At 70.0% G+C, this 25,335-nt stretch carries 22 protein-coding genes; 1 reads left to right on the top strand and 21 read right to left on the bottom strand.

Annotated features, from left to right (window positions below; all coding sequences use genetic code 11):
- Positions 1-7 precede the first annotated feature (7 nt).
- From WA670_RS23415 to WA670_RS23395, 5 genes are read right to left on the bottom strand one after another with little or no spacing between them, the layout of a single operon-like run.
- Positions 8-1,495: a sugar ABC transporter ATP-binding protein gene (locus WA670_RS23415; protein WP_336158833.1), complete on the bottom strand. Its 1,488-nt coding sequence runs from the start codon at positions 1,493-1,495 to the stop codon at positions 8-10.
- A complete protein-coding gene (locus WA670_RS23410) occupies positions 1,492-2,550 on the bottom strand; it encodes a hypothetical protein (protein WP_336158832.1) in 1,059 nt (352 codons plus the stop codon). The genes WA670_RS23415 and WA670_RS23410 overlap by 4 nt, the downstream gene beginning before the upstream one ends.
- Positions 2,547-4,709 (bottom strand): ABC transporter permease, encoded by a 2,163-nt coding sequence (locus WA670_RS23405; protein ID WP_336158831.1) that lies wholly within the window; start codon positions 4,707-4,709, stop codon positions 2,547-2,549. Before WA670_RS23405 ends, WA670_RS23410 begins: the two co-directional genes overlap by 4 nt.
- Positions 4,710-4,719: 10 nt before the next feature.
- On the bottom strand, positions 4,720-5,796 hold the full coding sequence (locus WA670_RS23400; protein WP_238606548.1) for a sugar ABC transporter substrate-binding protein: 1,077 nt from the start codon (positions 5,794-5,796) through the stop codon (positions 4,720-4,722).
- A gap of 35 nt (positions 5,797-5,831) precedes the next feature.
- Positions 5,832-6,815: an ABC transporter permease gene (locus WA670_RS23395; RefSeq protein WP_167756454.1), complete on the bottom strand. Its 984-nt coding sequence runs from the start codon at positions 6,813-6,815 to the stop codon at positions 5,832-5,834.
- Between the two features lie 200 nt (positions 6,816-7,015).
- On the opposite strand from WA670_RS23395, the gene WA670_RS23390 reads away from it, so the two are divergent.
- The gene (locus WA670_RS23390) at positions 7,016-8,086 is read left to right on the top strand and encodes a LuxR C-terminal-related transcriptional regulator (RefSeq protein WP_238606549.1); all 1,071 of its coding nucleotides are present in this window, start codon (positions 7,016-7,018) and stop codon (positions 8,084-8,086) included.
- Positions 8,087-8,190: 104 nt separating this feature from the next.
- Here WA670_RS23390 and WA670_RS23385 read toward each other — a convergent pair whose 3' ends face one another.
- From WA670_RS23385 to WA670_RS23310, 16 genes are all read right to left on the bottom strand, one after another.
- A complete protein-coding gene (locus WA670_RS23385) occupies positions 8,191-8,454 on the bottom strand; it encodes a hypothetical protein (protein ID WP_238606550.1) in 264 nt (87 codons plus the stop codon).
- 89 nt (positions 8,455-8,543) lie between these two features.
- Positions 8,544-10,010: an aldehyde dehydrogenase family protein gene (locus WA670_RS23380; protein ID WP_238606551.1), complete on the bottom strand. Its 1,467-nt coding sequence runs from the start codon at positions 10,008-10,010 to the stop codon at positions 8,544-8,546.
- A gap of 32 nt (positions 10,011-10,042) precedes the next feature.
- Complete coding sequence (locus WA670_RS23375) at positions 10,043-11,152, bottom strand: zinc-binding dehydrogenase (protein WP_336158830.1); 1,110 nt, start codon at positions 11,150-11,152, stop codon at positions 10,043-10,045.
- Positions 11,149-12,738 carry a class I adenylate-forming enzyme family protein gene (locus WA670_RS23370; protein WP_134662910.1) on the bottom strand — a complete coding sequence of 530 codons (1,590 nt, stop codon included), beginning with the start codon at positions 12,736-12,738 and terminating at the stop codon, positions 11,149-11,151. The genes WA670_RS23375 and WA670_RS23370 overlap by 4 nt, the downstream gene beginning before the upstream one ends.
- 34 nt (positions 12,739-12,772) lie before the next feature.
- The gene (locus tag WA670_RS23365) at positions 12,773-13,594 is read right to left on the bottom strand and encodes an N-acyl homoserine lactonase family protein (protein ID WP_336158829.1); all 822 of its coding nucleotides are present in this window, start codon (positions 13,592-13,594) and stop codon (positions 12,773-12,775) included.
- 145 nt (positions 13,595-13,739) lie between these two features.
- Positions 13,740-14,396, bottom strand: a complete 657-nt coding sequence (locus WA670_RS23360; RefSeq protein WP_336158828.1) for a TetR/AcrR family transcriptional regulator — start codon at positions 14,394-14,396, stop codon at positions 13,740-13,742.
- Positions 14,397-14,436: 40 nt separating this feature from the next.
- A complete protein-coding gene (locus tag WA670_RS23355; protein WP_336158827.1) occupies positions 14,437-15,795 on the bottom strand; it encodes an aldehyde dehydrogenase in 1,359 nt (452 codons plus the stop codon).
- On the bottom strand, positions 15,792-17,213 hold the full coding sequence (locus tag WA670_RS23350) for an MmgE/PrpD family protein (protein WP_336158826.1): 1,422 nt from the start codon (positions 17,211-17,213) through the stop codon (positions 15,792-15,794). The genes WA670_RS23355 and WA670_RS23350 overlap by 4 nt, the downstream gene beginning before the upstream one ends.
- Positions 17,214-17,320: 107 nt before the next feature.
- Entirely contained in the window at positions 17,321-18,775 is a 1,455-nt protein-coding gene (locus WA670_RS23345; protein WP_336158825.1) for a helix-turn-helix domain-containing protein, read from the bottom strand.
- A gap of 50 nt (positions 18,776-18,825) precedes the next feature.
- A complete protein-coding gene (locus WA670_RS23340) occupies positions 18,826-19,584 on the bottom strand; it encodes an SDR family NAD(P)-dependent oxidoreductase (RefSeq protein ID WP_238606559.1) in 759 nt (252 codons plus the stop codon).
- 19 nt (positions 19,585-19,603) lie between these two features.
- A complete protein-coding gene (locus tag WA670_RS23335; protein WP_238606560.1) occupies positions 19,604-19,945 on the bottom strand; it encodes a hypothetical protein in 342 nt (113 codons plus the stop codon).
- 54 nt (positions 19,946-19,999) lie between these two features.
- On the bottom strand, positions 20,000-20,803 hold the full coding sequence (locus WA670_RS23330; protein WP_238606561.1) for an SDR family NAD(P)-dependent oxidoreductase: 804 nt from the start codon (positions 20,801-20,803) through the stop codon (positions 20,000-20,002).
- Positions 20,804-20,816: 13 nt separating this feature from the next.
- A complete protein-coding gene (locus WA670_RS23325; protein ID WP_336158824.1) occupies positions 20,817-21,536 on the bottom strand; it encodes a hypothetical protein in 720 nt (239 codons plus the stop codon).
- A 28-nt stretch (positions 21,537-21,564) separates the two neighbouring features.
- The gene (locus tag WA670_RS23320) at positions 21,565-23,130 is read right to left on the bottom strand and encodes a class I adenylate-forming enzyme family protein (RefSeq protein WP_134662919.1); all 1,566 of its coding nucleotides are present in this window, start codon (positions 23,128-23,130) and stop codon (positions 21,565-21,567) included.
- 5 nt (positions 23,131-23,135) lie between these two features.
- Positions 23,136-23,396 (bottom strand): hypothetical protein, encoded by a 261-nt coding sequence (locus WA670_RS23315; RefSeq protein ID WP_134662920.1) that lies wholly within the window; start codon positions 23,394-23,396, stop codon positions 23,136-23,138.
- Positions 23,397-23,404: 8 nt separating this feature from the next.
- Complete coding sequence (locus tag WA670_RS23310) at positions 23,405-25,330, bottom strand: hydantoinase B/oxoprolinase family protein (RefSeq protein ID WP_134662921.1); 1,926 nt, start codon at positions 25,328-25,330, stop codon at positions 23,405-23,407.
- Between the last annotated feature and the right edge of the window lie 5 nt (positions 25,331-25,335).

Genomic DNA, 25,335 nt, shown 5'->3' with positions numbered 1-25,335 from the left:
GTTCTGGTCAGTGCACTGCGGCGAACATGAGGCTTTCCTCGTCGGCTTCCTCCGGCGAGAACTCCGCGGCGATGCTGCCCGCACGCGCCACGAGCACGCGGTCGGACAGCGCCTGGATTTCCGGCAGGTACGAGGAGATGACCACGACCGCGACCCCGTCGTCGGCCAGCGCCCGGATCATCGCGTGGATCTCGGGGATCGTGCCGAGGTCCACGCCGCGGGTCGGCTCGTCGATGATCGCGACCAGTGGTTTCCGGGTCAGTCCCTTGGCCAGCACGATCTTCTGCTGGTTCCCGCCGCTCAGCTCCTCGACGGTCGCCTTCGTCGGCTGCAGCGTGCGGACCTGGAACTGTTCGACAAACCGCTTCGCGACCGATTTGCGCGAGCCGGGCCGGAAGAGGAACGGCAGGCGCCGCGCACCGCAGAGGTGCCCGAGGTAGATGTTGTCGGCGATGGTGAGATGGCTGAAGAAACCGGACGCTTTCCGGTCCTCGGTGATGTACACGATCCCGGCTTTGCGTGCCTGCCGCGGCGTGCGAAACCGCACCTGCTCGCCGTTCAGCCGCACCCGGCCGCCGCGCAGCCGCCGCCGTTTCAGGATCCCGCTGACGATCATCGCGGTCTCGCTGCGTCCCGCGCCGACCAGGCCGTAGATGCCGACGATTTCCCCGGCGTAGGCGGAAAACGCCATGTTGCGCACCACTGGCAGCAGAGTCACGTCCTCGACCTGCAGTGTCGGCACCGGCTCGGGCGTGCGATTCGGTTCCACCCGCCCCATCTCGACGGTGCGGCCGACCATCATCTTCACCACGCGATCGCGGCTGAACTCCGGCCTCTCCAGCGTTCCCTGGACCACGCCGTCGCGCAGCACGGTGATCCGGTCCGCCTGTTCGAACGCCTCGTCGAGCATGTGCGTAATGAAGATGACGCCGATGCCGCGTTTCTTGAGTTGCTGCATCGACAGGAACAGCTGAAGCCGTTCCTCCGGTGTCACCGAGGAGGTCGGCTCGTCCAGGATCACCAGCTTCGCGTTGCGGTGCACCGCGCGGGCGATCTCCACCATCTGCTTCTGGCCAACGCCGAGCGCGCCGGCCGGGACGTCCGGGCGGATGTGGAAGTTGTGCGATTCCAGCAGCTCCCGTGCGACCACGTTCAGATGGCCGAGGTTGTTGAACACCTTCTCGTCACCCATGAACAGGTTCTGCGCGACGGTCATCGACTCGACGAGCGAGCCTTCCTGGTAGACCATCGCCACGCCGGCCTCGACCGATTCGCGCGGGGTGGTGAAAGCCCGCGGCACGCCGTCGACCTCCAGCGTGCCCGAATCGTGCGCGACCGCCCCGGAGACGATCTTTACCATCGTGGACTTCCCCGCGCCGTTTTCGCCGAGCAGCGCGTGGATTTCGCCCGGCCGCACGTCGAAGTCGACGCCGTCGAGCGCATACGTTCCGCTGTAGCGCTTGCTGATGTTCTTCAGCCGCAACACCGTGCTCATGCGTCCTCCAGCCGCAGCAGGTTCCGGCCACCGCGGGCGGCGGCGATCACGTGTCCGTTGTGGACGGTCAGGCCGGTCACGCCGTGCCGCGGGCTGTCGACCCGGGCGTGCGCGCTGTCGGCGACCCGGCCAGTCGAGTCCGTCCGGAACACCAGACCGCACGAGCGCGCCGGGGCCCAGCTCTTGACGACGCCGAGCACACGCAGCTGCCCCATTTGCATCGTGTCGGTGAACGGGTCGCCCGCGCGCAGCCTGGGCACGAACCATTCCTCCGGGCTGATCTTCTCCGTCATCTCCGCCAGCAGCCCGGGTTCGTCCAGGAGCAGTTCGGTGACGCGGTTGCGGATGTAGGGCGCGGCGAACCACCAGTCGTCCCCGGCGACGTGCACCCGTCCCGGATAGACCGGCAGATTCGCGCTCAGCACCCGGCCACGTCCGCCCGGCGCGGAGCGCGCTTCGATGCGGTGGTCCAGGCTCAGCGACAGCAGCACTTCACCCGCCGCCACGCCAACGCCCGACGGCCAGGCGAGACGCTCCGCGACCACCTCCGCCCGCGCACCGTCGACCCGCACCAGCAGCCCGGACCGGTCTCCGGAGACCAGCGCCCGGGACCATTCCGAAACCTTCGTCGAGCCGACAGTCGCCAGCAGCGCGGCCCCGTCGGTCGCGAGCGCGGTAACGCAGCCGGTGACCGGCGCGTCCGTGCAGAGATCCTCGGTTTCGCCGGACTGCGCCACCGAAACCAGGCCGCGCCCTTCGACCGCAGCGACGATCTGATCGTCTCGCACGGTCAGCGCCGTCACCGGTCCGCCGAACGAGACCAGCCGCGTCACTTCGTCCGCGCGCACGGCGAAGACGTCGTTGCCGCTGCTGAAAGCCAGACCTGCGGCCGTTGCGACGACGTCGTCCGGCTCGTACTCGCCCGCGGGCAACAGCTCAGCCGCTGCGTCGAGGCGGAGGTTCGGCCGCAGCCCGGTGTCCATCGGGGGCACCGTGCGGGCACGCCCCCAGTTCGGGTTGAGCCATTCCTTCACGGTGTCCAGTACCGGGCTCATCGCACTGCCTCCGCCGCCGCGCGCACGGCTGTCCCGGGGACCGCGGCGGGATCGATGTCGCCGATCTCGCTCGGGTCCAGCTCGAGCCGGCCGATCCGGTTGTTGCTGACGCCGCACAGGTACAGGTGGCCGTCGCGTTCCTTGACCGCGGTCACCATCGGGTAGTTCTCCATCGTCTCGTCCCACAGCACGGCGAGGATCTCGCCGCGGTCGCTGAACTTGATCGCGCAGGAGGTGTTGAGCTGCGGCACCACCCAGTTGTCGACCGCCGCCTCGCGGGTCATCCGCCGCCGCACCGCCGGATAGCGGCCCAGCAGGTCGGACATCTGCGTGCGCATGGCGCACAACGGCATCCAGTAATTGCCGTCGGAGGACCGGTTGATGTTGTCCGGGTAGCCGGGCAGGTTCTCCAGCACCGGTTCCAGCTGTCCCTTCTTGGGCCCAGCGATCCACAGCCGGTCGACCCGGCACAGCCCGGTGCTGGCGATCAGGATCGATTCTCCGTCGTGCGCGGTGCAGATGCCGTTGGGGAACACGTAGTTCGACACCACGACCTCGGTTTTGCCGTCCGGCGTCACCCGGATCACCCGGCCGTTCGGCCGGAATTCCACCAGTTCCAGCAGGAAGTCGGCGGTGTTCGTGCGGGTGGAGAAGTCCGAGGCGTAGATCGAGCCGTCCGGCGCGATGTCCAGGTCGTCGATCGCCCGCAGCCCCGAATCGTCGATCAGCGACAGCGGGCTGCGCTTGACCTTGTTCGCCACCAGCTCGGGCTCGCCGTCGGCGCCGATGCGGTAGATGCCCATGCCGCCGACCGCGACGACCAGCCGCCCTTCGGCGTCCCACGCGTGTCCGCACGGGAAGCCGCCGGTGCGCGAGAAGATCTCGCCTTCGGTGTCGTCCAGGCCGCGGAACCGCCACACCCAGCCGCGCTGGTCGCCGCAGTAGACGTTGCCCGCTGAGTCCACCGCGCAGTCCTCCGCGCCGCGGATCTTGCCGAGCCCGACCGGTGGCGCGTCGGTCAGCCTGCGGTTGAGCGACCAGACCGTGCCCGGCTTCGTGACATCGACCAGCGGGCCGAGCCGCAGCCGTGCCGGGTCGATCTTCAGCTTCTCCACCGCACGCTGCCGGTACTTGCCCCATTTGAGGTCCAGCACGGTGAACACGAGCAGCACCGCGGCGAGGATGACGGTGTAGTACGAGCCCTGCGCACCGTCCGAGACAGTCGCCTGCTCGATGATCGTCACCACCGCGACACCGACCGCCGCGCGGAGCACCGAACCGCGTCCGCCCTTGATGCTGACGCCGCCGAGCACCACCGCGGTCAGCGCGATGATCTCCCAGCTGTTGCCGACGTTCGGGTCGGTCCGGGCCAGCCGCGCCGAGGTGAGGATCGCCGCCGTCCCAGCGAGCGCGCCAGACAGCACGTAGGTCCAGAACGTCACGGCGGTGACCGGGATCCCGTTGCGCCGCGCGGACCGGCGGTCCGAGCCGGTCGCGGTGACCCACCAGCCCCAGCGCGACCGCGTCAGCGCCAGGTGGACCACGATCAGCACCACCGCGAAGAGGAACCACGCGGTCGGGACGCCCAGCACCCGGCCCTCGCTGAGGAAGTCCCACACGAGCGACGGTTTCGTGACGCCGATCTGCGTGCTGTTCGCGTTCTGCAGCACCGAGGCCGCGCCGCCGAAGGCGATCAGCGTGACCAGGGTGGTGATGAACGGGCGCATCCGCAGGATCGCGATGAGGAACCCGTTCACCGCCCCGAGCACCGCACCCGCGACGATCGCCGCGGGCACGACCAGGGCGGTCGGCCACAGCCACACCCGGTCCGCGACCATCGCGCCCAGCCCGCAGAACCCGACCACCGAGCCGACCGAGAGGTCGATGCCGCCGCCGACCAGCACCACGGTCAGGCCGATCGCGAGCAGCCCGTACTCGGACACCTCGTCCAGCACGAGCGGCGCGTTGGCCGCCCCGACATTGGTCGTGGCGAGCACGTAAAAACACAGCGCGAGCGCCAGCACCAGCGGCACCGCGCCTTCCATCCACCGCTTCTCGAACAGATCCGAGACGGTGCGGTAGCGGGCGATTCTTTCCGTCGGCCGGCCGCCGGTCATGCCGAAGGCGTCCAGCCCGCGCCGGAACGGAGACGTAGTCATCGGTCCCCGCTCACTTGCTCTGGTAGCACGCGATGGTGGTCTGGTCGATGTTCGCCTTGTCGACCACCGTGCTCGACACGTACCCGACCGAATGCGCGCTGCCCGGCTTCGCGCCGTTGGTGAGCAGGTTCTGCACCGCGACCGCGCCGGCCGCGCCGATGCCCTGGACGTCGTAGGCAGCCGAGGCGGTCACCAGGCCTTGCTTGAGCGCATTGCACCAGTCCGCGTCCGCGTCGAGCGTGTACACGCCGACCGCGCCCGGAGCCACCTGGCCCCGGCCTTCCGCCGCCTTCACTGTCTGCCCGACGGTGATCGAGTTCAGGTCGAACGTCACCAGGAAACCGCACAGTTTCCCTTGGTGCTGCTGCAGAACCGATTCGGCCGCGGCCTGCGCCTGTGCGTTCTGGAACTGCGAGTGCGCGGTGAGCACCTGGTAGCCCTGCGCCTGCGCGACGTCCTTGATGCCCTGGCCCCACAGGATCGACGCCGGGTCGTTGCCCGGGCCGTCGATCACCGACAGCGTCTTGGGCGCGTGCCGGGCGTCGCAATCGGAGATCGCGCGCTTGGCGATCGACTGCGCCGCGCCGTAGACGTCGACGCCGACGAACGAGTCGCCGAGCCGGGTGGACGGCATGTTGAGCACCACGGTGTAGATGCCCGCCTTCTGCGCCCGGTCGATCGCGTTGTCGAGCAGGCCGAGATCCTGGTTCTGCAGCACGAGCACGTCGGCGGCCTTGCGCGCGATGAGGTCGTTGATCGTGCTGATCATCCGGTCGCTGCTGAAGTTCGAGTCGTAGACCTTGAACTCGGCCCCGAGGTTGTCGAACGTGCGCTGCATGGTGGTGCCCCAGTTCTCGGTGAGCTTGTAGCCCTTGTAGAGAATCGGGACGAAGGCGATCCGCTTGCCCTTCAGCGCGTCGTGCGATTTCTGCCGCATCGGCATCAACTGCTCGTTCGCGCCGAACACCGCGTTCGTCGCGGCGGCCGCCGAATCCGACGACCCGCCGCCGACCGAGCAGGCGGACAGGCCCGCCGCGACCAGCGCCGCCGACGCGGCGAGCACGAGCAGTTTCCTGGTGATCTTCATGTGCTTCTTCTTCCGTTCCCCGGCGGCATTGCCGGTCACAGTTCCCCGGATTTCTCGGTTTCCTCGTTGCGCGGACGCAGCCACGCGTCGAACGCGATCGCGGCCGCCAGCACCGCGCCGCGGATCAGGTCCTGCACGGCCGTGCTCAGCCCGTGCAGTACCAGCAGGTTGTTGAGCACGCCCACGAACAGCGCCCCGGCGAGGACGCCCAGGATCGTGCCGCGCCCGCCGGACAGCGAGACTCCGCCGATCACCACCACCGTCAGCGCGGTGAAAAGGATCGGGTCGAAGGACGTCACGGTCGTCTGCACGCTGCCCTGGATCGACACCGTCACGAACCCGGCCAGCGCGGCGAGCAGCGCGGACAGCACGTAGGTGAGGATCTGCAGCGGCCGCACCGGAGCGCCGGTCGACCGGGCGGTCTCGAAGTTGTCGCCCATCGCGCGGATCAGCCGCCCGGGCGAGGTGAAGGCGACGAACAGCCAGGCGAGCAGGAACGCACCCGCCGCGATCAGCACGGGACGCGGCACGCCGAGCACGGACCCGCCGCTGAGCTGCGCCAGGAACGACCCGGCCGGCACGCCGTAGACGTTCTGGGTGAGGAACAGGATGTCGATCCCGCCGATCGCCAGCATCCCGGTCGCGAGCGTCACGAAGAGCGCGGGCACCTCGAACACGGCGACGAGCACGCCGTTGACGAGCCCGATCGCCAGCGCGAGCGCGGTCATCAGCGCGATCGCCTGCCATTCCGGCATGCCCTCGCTGACGAACGCGAGCGTCGCCTGCGCACAGCCGAGCCCAATCCCCGCCACCGAAAGGTCCAGCCCCTTGCCGAGGATGACGATCGCCTCGCCGATCGCGAGGATGCCGAACGCGGCGGACAGGTTGAGAATGCTGCCGAAATTGCCTGCGGTGAGGAAATTCGTCGTCGTGGCTCCCGCGGCGAGCGCGAGCAGCACGGTGATGACGAGTACCAGATAGGTCTGGTCGAAGCCGCCGAGGCGTGCCCGCAGGGACACGCGTGGCTTCGTTGCCACTGATGCGGTAGTCATGGGATTCCCGGTTCGATGGGTGGACAGCGCGGCCAGTGTGTCCGCGGTCACCGGGCCGCCGCATCTGCCGCCGGTCGTATTCCGCTACCCCGTACGGCCGATCGCTCGGCTGGCCCGCTCGAAGCCTCCGATATATAATATGCGCACTTTCGGCAAGGGAGCTGCCCATGAACGCGACCGGCTTTCCGCGGCTCGACAGCGTCCGTCTCGACGCCGGACTCGCCGAGGAGGTGCGCGCACTGGGACGGGACGCGGGTGCCGCGCTCGACCGGATGCTGCCGGTCGGCCGCTGCGCGGAGGTGCTGCCCGCCAAACGGCTGCTGGGCCAGGTGTGGGACGCGACGATGGCCGAACTCGGCTCGGCTCCCGCCCCCGAGCGGCTGCCCGGGCTGACCGCACTGCTGGCCCGGGTCCGAGACCTGGAGTCCCGGGTGGACGATGCCCGCGTCGCCGACGGGGTCGCGACGATGCGCCGGGTCCGCCGCGCCCTGACCCGCCTGCACGCCTGCCCGACCGCCGACGAGGTGCTCTCGCGCGCCGCCGAGGAAGCTTGCACGATCGGGTTCGACCGGGTTCTCGTGTCCACAGTGGACGACGCGACCTGGATGCTGCGGCGCATGGTGATCGAGCAGGATCCCCGACTGGCGGCGGAAATGCTCGCCGCCGGCCGCGAGGCCCCGCCGCGGCTCGACGGCTCGCTGGTCGAATCCGACGTCGTGCACCAGGCCCGCGCCGGCCTCGTCTACGACGTGCAGGAGAACCCGCGCGTGAACCGGCAGCTGGTCTCGATGTCCGGCTGCACCTCGTATGCCGTCGCGCCGCTGCAGGCGTACGGGAAGGTCGTCGGACTGCTGCACGCGGACAGCTACTACTCTCCTCGCCGCGAGGTCGATGCCACCGACCGTGCCGTGTTGAACCTGTACGCGGAAGGCGTGAGCGAGACGCTGGCCCGGGTGTCCGTCCTCGAAGGACTGGCGTCGCTGCAGCAAGGAATGTCCCGGCTGGCCGCCGACGTGCGCATCGGCCCCCCGCCTCCCGGACCGGCGCCGCACCCGCTGCTGTCGGCACGGGAGGCGGAAGTGATCGACCTGATGGCCCGCGGCGACGCGAACCGGGCGATCGCGCGGAAGCTCTCGATCTCGGAGGGGACCGTGAAGACGCACATCACGCACATCCTGCGCAAGCTCGACGCGGCGAACCGCGCGGAGGCGGTGGCGTACTGGCTGCGGAACTGTTGAGAATATATTCATCCCTTTTCCGCGAGGCGATGGCGATTACGGGGGCGGACATGGAGACGGGCAGTACCGCGGCCCGTTCAACCGCGGTACTGCCCGTTGCTTTTTCAGGCCGCCTGAGCCGCCCCCAGCGCCGCCGCACCGGCCGGTGTGAGGCGGGCGCGGACCCGCTTCCCGAGCGCCGCAGGTCCGGTTTGGACGATCAGCCCCCGATGGGCGAGCGCGTGCGCGGCGTACTGGTCGCAGCACGCCACGCCGTCGACGAACATGTCTGGCTCGCGGCTGCACGTGATCTCGGCCCGCCCGGCGGCCACAACGCGGAGGAGGGCCAATGCCCGGCGGCTCAGGTCCGGATCTGTCCGAGGCGCCATCGCGCACCTCCTCGCCGTCGAAATAATATTTTATATTAAGCTTCGAGTAGAGGTACGTCAAGCGCGGCAGCGGCGGCGGACGGCCGCGGTCAGGAGAGGCCAGGTCCGAGGAGGATCTGCTTGGTCTCGGCGAATTCCCGGATTCCCTCAGGCCCGCCTTCCCGTCCCCAGCCGGACCCCTTCCGTCCTCCCCACGGCGCGGCGACGCTCGGGCCGAACGAATTCAACGCGACCGAGCCCGCGGTGATGCGGTCCGCGCAGTACTGGCCGCGTTCGAGGTCGGTCGTGTAGACCGTCGCGGCGAGGCCGTAGGAGGTGTCGTTGGCGAGCGCGATGCCGTCGTCCAGATCCGTGTAGGTCAGCACCGCCGTGACCGGGCCGAAAACCTCGTTCCGGGCGAGGTCCGACCCCCGCTGGACGTCGGTCACGATGGCGGGCTCGAACCACCACCCGGGGCCAGGCGGGCGCTCTCCCCCGGCCACGACGCGGCCGCCTTCCGCGACGGCGCGCTCGACGGCCCGTTCGGTGCGCGCGAGGGCAGCCGCGTTGGCGAGCGGGCCGATGTCGGTGCCGCAGTCGAGCGGATCGCCGATCTTCAGCCGCGACCACGCGGCGGTCATCGCGTCGACGACTTCGTCGTGCCTCGATTCGGGGACGAGCACGCGGGTGAGCAGGGCGCAGACTTGACCGGTCCCGCCGGTCGCGCCGGGGACGAGGCTGCGCAGCACCTTCTCCAGCGGGGCGTCCGGCAGGATGAGCGCGGGCGATTTCCCGCCGAGCTCCAGATGCGTGCGGGCGAACCGGCCGCGGGTCGATTCGATGATGTCCTGCGCGGCCACACGTCCGCCGGTCAGGGAGACCAGGTCGACGCGCGGGTCGGCCGACAGCGCACGAGCGACGTCAGTGTTCCCGGCCAGAATGGACAGTGTCCCGGACGGGAAGCCTGCTGCTTCGGCGCACTCGGCGACCAGGCGCATGATCAGCTGCGACTCCACCGCCGCTTTCACGATCACCGGGCACCCGGCGAGCAGCGCGGGAATGATCTTGGTGGCCATCGTGACCAATGGGCCGTTGTAGGCCATGATCCCCGCGACCACTCCGGCCGGTTCGTGCGTCACGAGCACGTCGCCGAGCGGGGTGCTGCGCCGTTCCGGCCGCAGCGCGTCCTCGGCCTGGTCGAGTGCCGCGGTCCACGCCCCGACGGCGCCGAAGCGGTGCAGGGTCGCGCTGTAGCGCACCGGCATCCCGGCTTCGACCGCCCACACCGCGCCCATCTCCGGGAGCCGTTCTTCCATGGCCGCACAGAAACGCCGGACGGCCTCGACTCGTTCCGCGACGGGCAAGCGGGCCCACGAGGTCAATCCCTGCTCGTGCGCCGCGGTCACCGCCGCCTCGGCCTGATCCGTTCCCGGCAGCCCGACTTCGGCGACGACCTTTTCATCGGCGGGCGACACGATCTCGTACCGGCCGCCGCTCGCGGGCAGCCATTCGCCGCCGACGTACACCTCGTCCAGGTGCCCGACCTCGGCACCCGCGATCTCGATCGAGTTCGACAACTCGCCGTCTCCGTTCTCGTCCGGTCGCCGGCTCAGGACATGACCAGCGACGCCCGGGCAGCTTTGCCCGCGGCCTGGTCCGCCAGCGCTTCGTTGATCGCTTCCAGCGGGTAATCCGCGGCGGCCCGCGCCAGGGGCAGGTCCCCCGCGCGGCGCGCGAGGAAAGCCAGGGCCCCGGCGAGGCTGCGCGCGTCGTAGAAGGACACCGCCTGCAGCGTGATGTTGTTCATGACCAGGTAACCGGGGTCCACCTCGACCGGCGTGCCCTCGTAGAAGGTGCCCAGCTCCAGGTACTTCCCGCCGCGTGCGGTCATCCGGATCCCCTCCGGGATCGCCGACGGGTGCCCGGCGAGTTCGAACACGACGTCGCCGCCGCCGTCGGTGAGTTCCCGCACCCGGGCGGCACGGTCCTCCGGCGACCCGAACTCGCGGAAGTCGACTGTCTCGTCGGCGCCCATCTGCCGCGCCAGAGCCAGCCGCTCGTCCGCTCCGTCGATCACGACGACCTGGCCCGCGCCGCATTCCCGCGCGAGCGCGGCGCCGTAGAGACCGAGTCCGCCCGCGCCCTGGACGACAACGCGGTCCCCCATCGACACCTGGGCGCGGTCGAACGCCATCACCATCTGGGCGAGCGCGCAGTTCACTCCAGCGGCCAGGACGTCGCCGACCTCGTCCGGGACCTTGAACACGGCCATCGTCGGGCGCACGTAGAAATAGTCCGCGAACGCGCCGCGGAAGTGCGGGAACTCCGACGGTTTGCCGACGAACGCGCGGTGCTGCCGCAGACACGCTTCGGTACGGCCCCGCAAGCACGGCCGGCACCGCCCGCAGGGCGCGAAGTACTGGCACACGATCCGGTCGCCCGGCCGCAGGGGCGCACCGGACCAGTCCCGGTCCACGCCCGGCCCGAGACTGTGCACGACGCCGGTCATCTCGTGGCCGATCACCCGGCCGTCCTCGCGGCGGCCCCGGTCGGCGAGCGCTCCGTCGCCGCGCCAGATGTGCACGTCCGAACCGCAGATGTTCGCTCGGGTCACGCGCATCACCAGCGCACCGGGCTCCGGTTCGGGAACGGGGAGTTCGGCCAGTTCGAGTTTCGCGCCGGGCCCGAAGAACAGGGCCGCTCGGCCGGTCTGGGTCATGCCGGGTCTTCTCCTCCCGCGGGAGCGCCGGGGCGCTCGCCGAGGTTCGCGTAGGTTTCCTTCATCAGGTACTTCACAACTTTTCCGGAGGCGGTGCGCGGGAGTTCGCGAACGAAGGCGAAGTACCGGGGGATCTTGTACTTCGCGAGCCGTTCGGCGAGGTAGCGCCGCAGGTCCTCTTCGCACGGCGACGCACCGGGTTCCGCTACCACGACCGCGCAGCCGACCTCCGCCAGTTTCGCGTCGGGCACGCCGATCAGCGCGGCGTCGTGCACTCCGGGATGACCGGTGAGGACCTTCTCCACCTCGGCCGGATAGACGTTCTCGCCGCCGGTGCGGATCATGTCCTTGGCCCGCCCGGCGAGCGTCACGAACCCGTCGGCGTCGACCCGGCCGAGGTCGCCGGTGCGGCACCAGCCGCCCGCGAACGTCTCCGCGGTCTCCTCCGGGCGGTTCCAGTAGCCGATGCCGACCCCAGGGCTGCGGAGGTGGATTTCGCCGACCTCGCCGGTCGGCACCTCCGTCCCGAGCGGGTCGACGATGCGCACCTGGGTCATCGGCTGCGGCACGCCGACGCTCGTTTCCCTGCCCCTGGCGACCGTGTGGTCCAGGTGCAGCGCGACCGCCCCGCCTTCGGTGAGGCTGTAGGACTGGGTCAGGTTCACGCCCGGCAGCCGCTTCTCGACCACGTCGTACACCCACGGCATGATCGTGTCGCCGCCGGTGACGATCCGGCGCAGGGACGGCGGAACCAGCGCCTCCAGCCCGTCGATCCCGCCGAATTCGGCGAGCATGAACGAGTAGACCAGCATGGCCGTCGCCGAATGGCGGCGGGCAGCCGCGAGCATCGCTTCCAAGGTGAATCCGCCGGACGGGAAGGTGACGGCGGTCCCGTGTCTCAGCAACGCGGGCAGGAGCAGCACCTCGAAACCGCCCGCGTGGAACAGCGGGCCCTGGGTGAGCGCGACCGTGGTGCGGTCGAACTTCCAGCTCAGGGCCTGGATCGTGCCGATCCACACCGCGTTGCGGTGCGAAAGCAGCGCGCCCTTCGGGCGGCCGGTGGTGCCGGAGGTGTACATCAGGGTGAGCGGCTCGTCCGCGCCGACCTCGGGGAACTCGCCGTCCGCCCCGCCGAGGGCGAATTCCTCCAGCGGCACGGCCCAACCCGGTGCGGCAGCGTCCGAGCCGGCCCGCGCTACGTACGTCCGGGCAGGCACCTCGTCGCGGATCCCGGCGAGCCGGTCGCCGAACTCCGCGTCGAAAATCACTGTGCTCGCGGCGGAATCCCGCAACTGGTAGCTCAATTCGGCCGCGGTGAGCCGCCAGTTCAGCCGCACCGAAATGGCCCCGATCCGGCCGAGCGCGAGATAGAGCGCCACGTAATCGGTACAGTTGCGCAGCAGCAGCGCGACCCGGTCGCCGGGGCGCACGCCGTCGCGCCGGAGAGCTGTCGCGAGCACCAGCTCGCGTTCCCGCAGTTCCGCGTAGGACAGCGGGTCCGCGGTGCCGATCGCCAGCGCCGGACTGTCCGGCGGGACGCTCGGGACCTGCCCGGCGACCGCGTCCGTAATCCACGAGATGTTCATGTCCACCGCTCCGTCCGCATCGGCAAAGGCACTCTCACGCGCGGTTCAGGTCCGCCGCGCTCGTGATTTCTCCCTCGGCCGGGCGGAACTCCGCCCAGTCCTGCGGATCGTGGCTGATCCAGACCGTCGTGCCCGGCTGGGCGCCCAGCAGCTTCACCTTCTGCAGAGAAGCGTTCTTGTTCAGCCGGTCGACGTCGAACGGCATCCCGACCGTCGCCGCCACGTTCGCCCGCTTGTGCGCCGCGTCGCTGGTCAGCACCAACGTGCTCTCGTCCGGCAGCCGTATTTTCAAGCCCAGGGTGCCGGGGGTGTGCCCGTGCAGGGACAGCAAGACCACGCTGCCGTCGCCGAACACGTCGTGGTCGTACCCGGCCGGCACCTCGTTCCAGGCGATCTTCCCCGCCGCCGCGATGTCCTCCTCGCGGAAGAACCCCGCGTCGAGATCGGACGGCGTGCGCGCGTACCGCAGCTCGCCGGCGCCGATGAACCCCTCCGCGCCCGGGAACAGGTCGAGCCCGCCGGTGTGGTCGAAATGCATGTGGGACAAGACGATCCGGCGCACGTCGGCCGTCTTGTACCCGATCGACCCGAGCTGGCGGTCCAGGCGGCAGTGCTCCGGGATCGAGATCTTGAAAGCGTCGGCGAGCGGCCCGTACGCGGCCGCCGGGTCGCCCGCGCCGGAGGTCGCCAGTCCGGTGTCGAACAACAGCAGGCCCTCGGCGTGCTCGACGAGAAAGGACGGCGACGGGATCGTGTCCTCCTGGCCGCCGGTGCCGAGCATCAGGATGCCGCAGTCCACGGTCAGTTCCGGCGCGTCGAGCGCCCAGACGCGGCGCACGGTCGAAGATACGGGCATCGCATGGCTCCCAGGGTGTGCGGGGAAACGGATTCAGCCGAGCGGAGTTCCGGCAGGGGCCGCGCCGGTCGCGTACCGCGGATCCGGGACCCGCGCGACATCGGCCGTCCGCCCTCAACTGCGGATAATATATTCTATTCTCCGCTCAGTTTTCAACCCGTGCCTCGAATTCCGTGCGCGGCGCGAACATCCTGACCAGAGTCAGGGACACCTCGTCGGCGAACCCTTCGACGCTCAGCTCCCCTTCCGGGTCGTACCACTCGCCGACGAGCGCCATCCCGCCCAGCGCGAGGTTCAGCGTCGGACGCGGCCGGTCCGAGGCCGCGCGGCCGTCCAGTTCGTCGACGACTTCGCGGAAGATGGCGGTCTGCTCGCGCCGCAGTTCCCGGCGGCGCCGTTCGAGCGCCTCGATCGGCACTCGCACCTTGAGGAAGAGCGGGATGAACTCGGGGTACTCGCGAAGCGTGATCACGACTTCCTCCCGGAACATCGCCCTCAGCCGCGCCAACGGCGGGCCTTCGGACCGGGCGATGTCCCGCAGCCGGGGAAACACCTCGGCGGCCGCGTGCTCCATGCAGCGCAGGAACAGCTCTTCCTTCGAGGAGAAGTAGTAATAGAGGCTGGTCCCGCGCATGTCGACGGCCGCGCCGATGTCCTCGAAGTTCGCCGCCTCGTACCCGCGCTCGGCGAACAACCGGGCCGCGGTGTGCTCGATGAGCCGCATCCGGATCGCCCGCTTGCGCGCGGCGCGGGTCTCGGCCGGGTCAGCGTCGTCCCCGCGCCGCGGAAAGGCCTCGCGCACCGTCACTCTCCTCCGTGCCGGACGACGCAGGAAGCGCCTGCTACGCCCGGAAAATCGTCTTGTACTCCAGGTACGCGTCCACGCTCTGCGGCCCCAGCTCCCGGCCGATCCCGCTGTTCTTGACGCCGCCGAACGGCGTCTCGATCGGCAGGGTCGAGGTGTTCACGCCGACGCTGCCGGTCACGATCCGGCGGGCCACTTCCGTCGCGCGGTCCCGGTCCGGCGAGAACACTCCGCCGCCCAGTCCGTACTCCGAGTCGTTCGCGATGGCGACCGCTTCGTCCACGGTCCGGTACGGCATCACGGTCAGCACCGGGCCGAAGATTTCCTCGCGGGCGATGCGCATGTCGTTGGTGACCCCGCGGAAGATCGTCGGCGCGACGTAGTACCCGCGGTCGAACGGGCGGCCGCCGCCGATCACCAGTTCCGCGCCCTCAGCGCGGCCGAGTTCGAGGTAGGACTCCACTCGCTCCCGCTGCGCCGCGTTCACCAGCGGGCCGAAGAACACTGCCGGGTCGAGCGGATCCCCCTGCGGGATCCCGGTCATCGTCGCCGCGAGCATTTCCACGACCTCGTCGTAGCGCGAGGCCGGAGCCAGCACCCGGGTCAGCGCCCGGCACGTCTGCCCGGTGTTCGGCGCGCAGGCGGAAAGCACCAGCGGCCGGAATGCCTCGAGGTCGACGTCGTCGAGCAGGATGCCCGCCGACTTGCCGCCCAGCTCCAGGGTGACGTGCTTCAGCTGCTTCGCGCACTCGGCGGCGATCGCTTTGCCCGCCACGGTCGAGCCAGTGAACGCCACCTTGTGCACGCCGGGATGCGAGACCAGCGCTGCGCCGGTCTCGCGTCCGCCGGTCACGATGTTCACCACGCCCTCGGGAATGCCCGCCGCGGCAACGATTTCCGCGAAGACGAACGCGTCCAGCGACGTCTCGGGAGCCGGTTTGATCACCGCGGTGCAACCCGCCGCCAGCGCGGGGCCGAGCTTCCACGCGATGAGCGGCTGCGGGCCGTTCCACGGAGTGACGGCCGCGACCACGCCGACCGGTTCGCGCAGCACGATCGCGTCGCCGCTCGCGGTTTCGACGTGTTCCTCGACCGAGAGTTTCTCCGCCAGCGAAGCGAAGTACCGGTAGCAGACCGGCACCTGGCTCTGCATCGCGCGGGTGATGCTGATCGGCGTGCCGTTCTGCCGGGTGACCAGTTCCGAGATCTCGTCGGACCGCTTTTCGAACTCGTCCGCCAGCGCGCGCAGGTAACCGGCGCGGGTGGCGGGCGACAACGCCGACCACGGGCCGAGCGCCTCGGCCGCAGCGGACACTGCCGCGTCGACGGCTGCCGGGTCGCTGTCCACAATGGACCCGATCACCTCTTCGGTGGCCGGGTTGATCACCTCGATCATGCCCGCACCTCCGGCTTCAGCTGGTTCAGCAGCTCCGAGACGTCCTGCACGTTCCGCAGGTCGAAAACGGCTTGGACGATCGCGTCCGGGTCCACTACCACGCCTTCCACGTTGTGCCGGAACTTGGCGGCCAGTTCGTCATCGGTCATATAGCTGGCCGGATCGGGTGACGGGCTGCCCTTCGGGTAAGCCCGCTCGCCGCGGTATGTCGTGCCGCGCGCCTGAACCTCGACCCTCGACCGGCGAGCAGCCGGGTTGCTCTTCAGCGCCTCGGTGTAGTCCGGGTGGGCCTGGAACGACGCCTTCTTGGTCAGGTCGAGCACTGAGGGGTCCAAGACCGTCTCCGGGGTCTGCCAGTCCTTGCCCGGCGGGACCCGGTGCGCCGCGAGGGCGAGGCCGTGGGTCATGCTGAACTGCGCGTCGCGCGGGTTGCGGATGGTTTCGTTCTGCCACACCGGCTGCAGCACGAAACTCTCGCCCCAGGCGGTGATCGCGTCGATCTCGTCCGGCCGGATGTCGTGGGTTTCGACGATCTCGGTCAGCGCGTCGAAGAGTGCGTGCATGACGCGGCAGTGCGGGTACGGCTTGAAGGACTGGAACGGCGTGAACGTCCACTCCGTGCCCAGCCCGGCGGTGATCGGCGCCGGTTCCCAGCGGGAGGTGCCGATGAAGCGCGGGAACCCGTATTCGCGGTCGTCGAGCATCTGCCGGTCGCCCGTGTGGCCGCGTTCGGCGAGGTTCGCGGCCGTGACCGCCGACAGCGCCAGCCCGCCGGCGAGCTGGTATTTGATCGTGGTCGACGGCGCGTGCATCATCCACGCGCGCTGCGTGTTCGTCGGCGCCGTCGAACCCATGATGCCGAGCGCGTCGGCGAGGGTTTCCCGCTCCAGTCCTTTCGCGACTCCGATCGCGGCGGCCGCGCCGAAGAGCGTGCTGCTGTAGCCGATGACGTCGGGGATGGTGACGACACCGTCCTTGATGTCGCGCAGGTAGTCGGTCGCTTTCCCGATCCGGTACGACATTTCGTGCGCGACCGCGATCGCTTCGAGCAGCTTCGTGCCGGACACCCGCAACGACTCCGCGGTGGCGAGCGCGCCGGGCAGCACGTACGGCGTGACGTGTCCGGGCGGCAGAACCGCGTCCTGGTCGAGCGCGTTGATCAGTTCGGCGTTCGCGAAGGCCGCGGCGGGGACCGAAGTCTTCGTGCCGGTGCCGAGGATCGATGCCGGTCCTTCGGCGCCGCCGAGGTAGCGCGCGTAGTCGACGCCGCGCTGCGCGCCTTCGTCGCCGAGGGACGCCACCGCGCAGCCGAGCGAGTCGAGCAGGATGCGCTGGGATTCGCGGATCACCTCGTCGGGGAATTCCCGGGCGTCCGCGCCCGCGGCGAATCCCGCGAGCTGCTCGATGATCGTCGCCATTCCTGCTCCTCGTCGATGCTGAATCGGCCGCGCACCCGGCAGCGCGCATGAAATATATAATATCTAGATAACAGGCAGGGTCAAGCGCCCGGAGCGCGGGTCCGCGGTCAGCGGATGCGCAAGGCCTTCATCCGGTTGTACAACGTCGAACGGCTGATCCCCAGCGCACGGGCAGCTTCGAGCTTGTTGCCGCCCGCCTCCGCGATCGCCGCGACGATCACCTCGCGCTCGGCCCGGTCGAACGGCGAAGCGAGCGCCGATCCGTCTCGATGCGAAGGCGGAAGGTCGGCCGGGACGACGTCCCCCGCCGAACGCAGCTCCGCCACCGCGCGGACCACCCGGCGCAGTTCGGCCAGATTCCCCGGCCACGGCTGAGCCGCCAGCAACCGCAAAGACTCCGGCGTGAACCGGGCGGCGCACTCCTCGGCGAGCATTCGCTGTGCCAGCGGCGGGATCTCGTGGCGGCGGGCGCGCAACGGAGCCAAGTCCCGTCGCTCGCCGCAGCACGCCGTGATCGACGGGTGCGGTTCGCCCAAGGCGGAGGTCAGCACGAGGTTCCGCCTCGACGTCCGCGCCCGTGCCGCGACCAATGCGGCCAGCCGCCCCGAGAGCAGCTGGACGTTCTCGACGATCACGACCGGTCCGTCGCTGTCCAGCAGGCGGCTGGCCCGCTCGGCCCATTCCGCCTCACCGATCCGGACCGTTTCGACCCCGTCCAGTACCGCCGCGCCCTCCCCGGCGGCCTCCCGCGCGAGGGTCGTCTTGCCGGTGCCCGGCTCCCCCACCACCAGCAACGGCCAGCGCACCGGGGCCGCGGCGCGCGGACGGCGGGGCCGCGTCTCGACAACGAGGTCGACCATGGTCCCGTCAGTGCGGTCCACTGGCGTCCAAGCAAGCCGCACCGGCTCGCCGGACGCCAACGTGATCCGCGCGTTGCCGCTGCCGTCCTCGATGCAGGCTTGGACCGCGGCATGATCGGCCGGCGCCAACAGGTCGAGAGCGGGCTGAGTCGCCAGCACGAGGCCGTGCCCGACCACCAGCACCCGCCGGTCCCGCCTGCGGGCGGCGGATTGGAACGCGGCGAGCAGCCGTTGCTGAGCCTCCGCCGCGTCCGTCCGCAGCCTGCTTTCGATCTCCGCGACCAGATGCCGCACCAGCGCCGGGGCGAGCCGTTCGTCCCGGCTGACCGGCACCGCGAAGTCGAGCACCCCGGCGACCCGCCGGGTTCCGGGATGGACGATCGGCTGCCCGAAGCACGTGAACCCGTGGAAGGCGGGCATCGCGTGCTCGGCGCCGCGCAACAGGAGGCTCTTGCGCGTTTCCAGCGGCGTGCCGATCGCGTTCACGCCGACGTCGTCCTCCCCCAGCCGCACCCCCGGCAGCACGCCGAGCGAGGCGACCTCCCGGCCGAAGGAACGCTCGCCGTAGCGGATGTCCACCACCCGGGCCCGATGGTCGGCCAGCAGCACCGCGACCGGGCTGCCCCGCAGCTCGGTCTGCACGCGGTCGAGCACCGGCCCCGCGGCGCGGGCCAGCGCGCCGCGGGTCGGCACCGCACTCATAGAACATAATATTTCATGCGGCCGTCTGCTGGTCAATGAAACGGCACCGCTCAGTACAGGGTGTAGCCGCCGTCGACCGGGACCGTCACACCGGTGACGAACGACGCCGCGTCCGACAGCAGCCACATCGCCGCCTGCGCCTGTTCGACCGGTTCGCTGCCGCGCCGCAGCGCGTGCGTGGCCGCGACGGTCTTCTCGTACTCCGGGTTGAGCTTCAGGTACTCCAGGTACATCGGCGTGCGCGCGGTGGACGGGCCGATGGCGTTGACCCGGATGCCGTGCTCGCCGTACTCGGCCGCCGCCGCTTTGGTCAGGCCCATCAGCGCGTGTTTGGACGCGGTGTACTCGGCGGCGAGCGGAATGTAGATGAACGAGCCGACCGACGCGGTGTTGACGATCGACCCGCCGCCTCCCCGCAGCATGGCCGGCACCTCGTGCTTCATGCAGAGGAACGGGCCGGTCACGTTGATCGCGAAGACCCGGTCGAACTCCGCGCGGGTGAGATCGGCCAGCTTCTTGCCGTTGTTCGGCACGCCCGCGTTGTTGAACGCGCCGTCCAGCCTGCCGTACGCGGATTCCGCCGCCGCCACCATCGCCGCCACCTGCGCCTCGTCGGTGACGTCGGTGGCGACGAACTGGGCCTCGTAGCCCTTGCCCGACAGTTCCTCGGCCAGCGCCTCGCCTGCTTCGGTGCTGATGTCCGCGATCGTCACCAGCGCGTCGTTCTCGGCGAAGAGCCGTGCGGCCGTTTCGCCGATCCCGCTGGCGCCGCCGGTGACGATGATCGAGCGTCCTGCGATTGCACTCATCGAAAGTTCCGTTTCCCGCCTAGACGGCGATGTCCATCTCGGGGCCGATGTACTCCTCGGCCGAGACCGCCTTGCCGTCCCGCACCGTCACCACCTGGATCAAGTGCACTCGCGCGGCCGCCAGCGTGGCCGAGGTCTGCACGAAGAAACCCTTGCCGGTCAGGGTGTAACGGGAGTTTTCGAACGGCGGCAGGCCACCGCGTTCCTTGACGGCGTCGACTGCTTCCTTGACCGTCATCCACTTGTCGTCGGCGCTGTGCCAGACCTTGCAGTCGTCGGCGCACAGCGAGTAGAAGACGTCGACGTCCGAGAGCGCGCGGATCCAGCCCTTGGCCAGTTCTTCATGAGTCGTCGTTGACATGCGGAGAACGCTAAGCGCGCGCCGGCCGCGCGACTGTCCGGATACTTGGACACTTCAGCTGTCGAAAGCCACCGTCGAGGCGTCCACCGCCGCGCCGCCGCCGTCGGCGACCAGCACGTGCCCGGTGACCATCGAGGCGTCGCCCGAAGCCAGGAACGCACAGCAGGCGGCGATTTCCTCCGGCTCCGCGACCCGGCGCAGCGGAACGTGCGCCGCGCTCAGCGCGTAAGCCTCGTCCAGGCTGATGCCTTCGCGCTCGGCGAGGTGCGCCATGCTGCCCGCGGCGAGCGCGGTCCGCACGAAACCCGGGCACACCGCGTTGACGCGCACGCCTTTCGGCCCGTAATCCCGGGCGAGCCACCGGGTGAGGCCGATGATCGCCGCCTTCGCCGCGGTGTAGCCCGCCGCTCCGGGCGGGCCGGCGATCAGCCCCGCGGTCGAGGCGAACAGGACCAGGGAGCCTTCGGCGGCCGCCAGATGCGGGAGCACTTCCCCGGCCAGGTAGAAGGATCCGTGCAGGTTGACGTCGAGCGCGCGGTGGTAGGAGTCCACGTGTTTGGGGTTCGCTCCCCCGCCGATCGCCGCGCCCTGTATCGCGATCACCGTGTCCAGGCCGCCGAGTTCCTCGACCGTTCGCGCGACCACCGCGCGGATCGCTTCGCGGTCGGTGCCGTCAGCCGGGACCGCGATCGCGCCCGTGTCGTTCGCGACTTTCGCCAGCCGTTCCTCGTCGATGTCGGTGACGACGAGCTTGGCGCCGCCCTCGGCGAGCCGCCGCGCGGTCGCGGAGCCGACGCCGCCCGCCGCGCCGGTGATCAGCGCCGACTCGGGCTTGGCGCGCCGTGGTGGATAGCTCATGAGCAGCTCCCTCTCAGTTCGCGGCCGGGAAGAACGGGCTGACCGGCTTCAGGAACATCGCCGCGAACGGCGGGATCATGAAGTCCGGCAGCACCATCTCCCCGGACATCAGCTGGCGTTTGACCTCCGCGCGGAATCCCTCCAGGCTCCCGGCGATCTCGTAGATCGCCAGATGACCGAGATCCGGGGTTTCGACGCCGGGCAGCGGCTTGAGAGCCGAGACCTCGAACCGTTGCGCGCGCAGCATTCCCGGCGCGGACATGACCTGCGGGATGTGCTCCTCGTCGTACCATTTCGCGAAGGTCGCGTCGTCGCCGGTGTGGCGGCTCCACGCGAAGAACAGATGCCGGTCGTCCAGGTTCTCCGCCTTCGCGAACTGCTCGGACAGGAACGGTTCGCTCACCGCGTCGAGGAACAACGCCTGGAACGGGCGGTTCATGAAGTCCGGGAGCACCATTTCCCCGGAGATCAGCTTCCGCTTGACCTCCTCGCGGAACGGCTGCGCCGAGCCTTCCATCTCGTAGATCGCGAGGTGCCCGAAATCGAGCGCGCGCACCCCCGGCAGCGGCTTGGTCTCCGAGAGCAGGAACCGTTGCGCGCCCACCATTCCGGGCACGTCCATCACCTGCGGGATGTGCTCGTCGTCGTACCACTTCGCGTAGGTGTCGTAGTCCGTGGTGTAGGTGCTCCACGCGAAGAACAGACTCCGGCTGTCGAAAGTCGGCGCCGCCATGTGTTTTCTCCTTCGGTTCACGCTGAATTCAGACGCGGCGCTGCAGGCCGGTCCACAATTTCTCGCGCAGGATCTGTTTCTGGATCTTGCCGGTGCCGGTCTTCGGCAGGTCCTCGACGAAGACGACCTTCTTCGGCACCTTGTAGCCCCCGAGCCGGGCCCGGCAGTGCGCGAGCACCCCGTCGGCGGACACGGCGTTCCCGGGTTCGGCCGAGACGAACGCGGTGATCGCCTCGCCCCACCGCTCGTCCGGAGCGCCGACGACGGCGACCTCCCGGATCCCGGGCAGTTCGGAGACGACGTTCTCGATCTCCCGGGGATAGACGTTGAACCCGCCGGTGATGATCATGTCCTTGCGCCGGTCGAGGATGAACAAGTACCCGTGCTCGTCGAGGCAGCCGACGTCGCCGGTGTGCACCCAGCCGTCCGAAAAGGTTTCAGCCGTCGCTTCCGGCTTCCGCCAGTACCCTGCGCTCACGTGCGCGCCGCGAGTCCGGATCTCGCCTGTCTCCCCTGGTGGCACCGGACGGCGGTCCGCGTCCACGATCTCGACCTCGACGTGTGCGGTCACCTTGCCCGCCGACGCCAGCCGGGGCAATCCGCGCTCGTTGAGGGTTTCGACGTGGTCCTCCGGGCGGAGCGTCGCGATCGGCAGCTGGGCTTCGCTCGCGCCGTACAGCTGCTGCATCGCCTCGCCGAAGTACGCGCGGGCCTTGGCCGCCCGGTCCGGCTGGATGGCCGAACCCGCGTACGGGAGGACGCGCACGGTGCCGACCCGGCCTGCGGGAGCTCCGCGCCGGGCTAGCTCCTCCAGCAGCATCGTGATCATCGTCGGGACCAGCGGAAGCACCGTCACCTCACCGCCCGCGGCGGCGTCCGCGACCTCCGCCGCGTCGAACTTCGGCGCGTAGATGTTCAGGCCGCCGCTCGCCGTGAGCACGTCCGCGATGCCGCCGCTGAAGTGGCTGATCGGCGCAGTGTGCAGGGCGGCGTCGCCCGGGCCGAGCCGAGGCAGTACTTCGCGGGCGTTGCGCACGAGCGCACCGACCGTCCGGTGCGGCACTCGCACGCCCTTGGGCAGCCCGGTCGAGCCGGAGGTGTAGAGCAGCCACGCGTCGTCCTCGGCGTCCGGCAGCGGCAGTTCATCTTCCGAGCCCGACGCGACGAACTCCTCGAACGGGATGCCGCCCTGGGCGCTCTCGCCGAGCACGATGATTTCCTTGACCCGCGGCGGGATCCACGCCGTGCCGTGCTCGGCGAGCCACGCGCCGTCGACGAGCACGAAGGCCGGATCCGCGTCCGCGGCGATCTGGGCCAGTTCGGCGGGGTGCAGCCGGGGCAGCAGCCCGACGCGAACCCCGCCGCCGAGCACGAGCCCGTGGTACGCCTCGGCCCATTCGCAACTGTTCGCGCCGAGCAGCACCGCGCGGGTGCCGCGTTCCGCGCCCAGCGCCCGGAACGCCTGGGCGACGCGCCGGGCGCGGCGGCCGAGTTCGCCGTAGGTCAGCTCGCGCCGGGAGTCCCGGATCGCGGGCCGGTCGGCGAACTCGGCGTACGCCCGCGTGTACAGCCGGGCCAATGGGGTCGGGGACATCCGCGTCACCCCAGCCGCGAGGGCGCCCAGTCGCGCGTCGGCGAACGCCACGCGGGCCAGTTGTCCTCGGGCTCCGGACGGGTCACCGACAGATGCGTGAAACAGTCCTGACACTTCACGACCATGCGCGGGCCGAGGTAGTTGGCCACCGGGTACCGCGCGACGTCGGTGCTTCCGCACGACGGGCAGACGGCATCCACCGGCGTGCGCTCGACGGACACGCGCGGGGTTTCCGGACGGGGGAAGAGAAGTCGGTCGACAGACATGGGTGCTCCTATCCCAGGATCCAGTTGACGGGCGTGGCGACCGGCACCGACCAGGTGCCCGCGGCGCGCCGGGCGGCGAGTTCGGCGCGCCGCTCGGCGGTCGCGGCCTCGTCGATCCGGCCGTCGCGCAAAACGGCGCCGAACGCCTTGGCGGCGAATTCCTCGCTGTACAGACCGTCGGCGAGGTCGCGGCCGAGCCGGTCGAGGTCGCGGGCGAGCGGGTCGCCCCAGCCGCCGCCTCCGCCGATCAGGAAGCGGATCGCGTCGCCCGCCTTGAGCACCAGCCCGGAGAACTTGCCGGTCTGGTACCGGGCGCCGCGGCAGAAGCCGCCGTTGTTCGGGTCCGGGCGGCCGTCGTCGTCGAACATGCCGAAGAGCGGTTCAGTACCGCGCAGATCGAGCGGATCCGCGTGCGTGGCCAGGTCGAAGTTCTCGATGTACCAACCGAAAGCGGGCGCGCCCGGGCCTGCCCCGGCGGCACCCGGTGCACCGACGCGTACCCGGTCGCAGGTGACGGTGACCATCGTGTCCGACTGTGCGGTGAGCGTATACACCGAGCCGAGCCCGCCACGGTATTCGCCCGCGCCCGCGGTGTCGAGCACCATCTCGTGCTGCGCCACGATCAACGGGCTTTCGATCTCGACGTGTTCCTGCACCGAGGTCCGGCAGTTGCCGATCGGCGTGACGCAGAAGGAAATCCCGTCTTCCTTCCACGTTCCGCCCCAGCCTCCGCCGGTGAGCGCGAACGCGCCCCACGGCATGCCCTCGTGCCCGGGCCGGGTGTCGATGCCGCCGAGACTGATCACCAGGGCGGTCCCGGTGTCGCACGCGATCGCGCGATCTCCGACGGCCTGGCTCAGCGCGCTCGCGACGGCGTTGATGCCGCGCGCACCGATGTCGGCGTGGTTGGAGCAGCTCGACGGCGGCAGCACGCACACCACGCTGCCCTGCGGCAGGAGTGTCTCAATAGGACGGAGAGTGCCGCTGTTGACCGGCGTGCCCGGATCGACCATCAGCTTGACCGCTTCGATGCACCGGACCGCCTCGCACCACGCCGTGCCGCAGTTGCCCAGCGGCTGCCTGCCGGAACCGGAGAAGTCGATCTCCATGCTGTCGCCGCGCACCTTGACCGTCACGCGCACCGGGATCGGTTCGTCGGTGACGCCGTCCTCGTCGAGGAAGTCCTCCACGGTGTAGTCGCCGTCCGGGATGCCCGCGATGCCGCGGCGCATGCTCGCTTCGGTGGCCTCGATCGCGTACCGCCCGGCCGCCTTCACCTTGTCCAGCCCGCCGCGGGCGACGAGCGCCTGCAACTGCCGCTCCCCCACGACCAGGCAGCCGTGCAACGCGCGCAGGTCGCCGAGGACGAGGTGCGGCACCCGGTTGTTCTCCAGGATGAAGTTGAACAGCGGCCGCACCGGCACGTCGTTGGCGTACAGCAGCGACGGCGGCAGTTTGATCTGCTCCTCGAACGACGTCTGCGTGCCGTTGGAGAACCCGCCGGGGATCGGGCCGCCGAGGTCGACCAGGTGCGAGGTCGAGTGCAGCATGAACTCGACCCGGCCGTCCACGAACACCGGCCGGAGCAGGTTCACGTCGGACTGGTGGATGGTGCCGCGCCACGGGTCGTTGACGAAGATGACGTCGCCGGGCTGCAGCGAGTCCAGGTCGAACTCGTCCATCACGAAGTTCACGATGTGCGGCGAGGTGAACGCGTGCTGCATGCAGCCTTCCCACTGCGCCGCGGTTTCCCAGCCGTCGCCGCTGCGGACGTGGATGGCGGTGGTGCAGTCGAGGATGTCGCGGCACACCGGGGAGAACGCGCTGCGCATCAGCGCCTCGTTCATCTCGCGGGCGACCTCGATCAGGCCGTAGCGCAGGATGTCGAGCTCGAACTCGGCCGTCCCGGCGGCGGGTTCCGCGGAAATAGTCATGGCGG

Source organism: Amycolatopsis sp. VC5-11 (assembly GCF_037034185.1).
In the GTDB taxonomy this organism is placed as follows: Bacteria; Actinomycetota; Actinomycetes; order Mycobacteriales; family Pseudonocardiaceae; genus Amycolatopsis; species Amycolatopsis nivea.
Note: the sequence above shows the minus strand (reverse complement) of the source record. Positions and strands in the feature narration are given on the sequence as shown.

Bases quoted from the DNA above. Each gene is read 5' to 3' on its own strand.
- WA670_RS23415 (WP_336158833.1), bottom strand. From the start codon at position 1,495: ATGAGCACGGTGTTGCGGCTGAAGAACATCAGCAAGCGCTACAGCGGA.
- WA670_RS23410 (WP_336158832.1), bottom strand. From the start codon at position 2,550: ATGAGCCCGGTACTGGACACCGTGAAGGAATGGCTCAACCCGAACTGG.
- WA670_RS23405 (WP_336158831.1), bottom strand. From the start codon at position 4,709: ATGACTACGTCTCCGTTCCGGCGCGGGCTGGACGCCTTCGGCATGACC.
- WA670_RS23400 (WP_238606548.1), bottom strand. From the start codon at position 5,796: ATGAAGATCACCAGGAAACTGCTCGTGCTCGCCGCGTCGGCGGCGCTG.
- WA670_RS23390 (WP_238606549.1), top strand. From the start codon at position 7,016: ATGAACGCGACCGGCTTTCCGCGGCTCGACAGCGTCCGTCTCGACGCC.
- WA670_RS23385 (WP_238606550.1), bottom strand. From the start codon at position 8,454: ATGGCGCCTCGGACAGATCCGGACCTGAGCCGCCGGGCATTGGCCCTC.
- WA670_RS23375 (WP_336158830.1), bottom strand. From the start codon at position 11,152: ATGACCCAGACCGGCCGAGCGGCCCTGTTCTTCGGGCCCGGCGCGAAA.
- WA670_RS23370 (WP_134662910.1), bottom strand. From the start codon at position 12,738: ATGAACATCTCGTGGATTACGGACGCGGTCGCCGGGCAGGTCCCGAGC.
- WA670_RS23365 (WP_336158829.1), bottom strand. From the start codon at position 13,594: ATGCCCGTATCTTCGACCGTGCGCCGCGTCTGGGCGCTCGACGCGCCG.
- WA670_RS23355 (WP_336158827.1), bottom strand. From the start codon at position 15,795: ATGATCGAGGTGATCAACCCGGCCACCGAAGAGGTGATCGGGTCCATT.
- WA670_RS23350 (WP_336158826.1), bottom strand. From the start codon at position 17,213: ATGGCGACGATCATCGAGCAGCTCGCGGGATTCGCCGCGGGCGCGGAC.
- WA670_RS23345 (WP_336158825.1), bottom strand. From the start codon at position 18,775: ATGAGTGCGGTGCCGACCCGCGGCGCGCTGGCCCGCGCCGCGGGGCCG.
- WA670_RS23340 (WP_238606559.1), bottom strand. From the start codon at position 19,584: ATGAGTGCAATCGCAGGACGCTCGATCATCGTCACCGGCGGCGCCAGC.
- WA670_RS23335 (WP_238606560.1), bottom strand. From the start codon at position 19,945: ATGTCAACGACGACTCATGAAGAACTGGCCAAGGGCTGGATCCGCGCG.
- WA670_RS23330 (WP_238606561.1), bottom strand. From the start codon at position 20,803: ATGAGCTATCCACCACGGCGCGCCAAGCCCGAGTCGGCGCTGATCACC.
- WA670_RS23325 (WP_336158824.1), bottom strand. From the start codon at position 21,536: ATGGCGGCGCCGACTTTCGACAGCCGGAGTCTGTTCTTCGCGTGGAGC.
- WA670_RS23320 (WP_134662919.1), bottom strand. From the start codon at position 23,130: ATGTCCCCGACCCCATTGGCCCGGCTGTACACGCGGGCGTACGCCGAG.
- WA670_RS23315 (WP_134662920.1), bottom strand. From the start codon at position 23,396: ATGTCTGTCGACCGACTTCTCTTCCCCCGTCCGGAAACCCCGCGCGTG.
- WA670_RS23310 (WP_134662921.1), bottom strand. From the start codon at position 25,330: ATGACTATTTCCGCGGAACCCGCCGCCGGGACGGCCGAGTTCGAGCTC.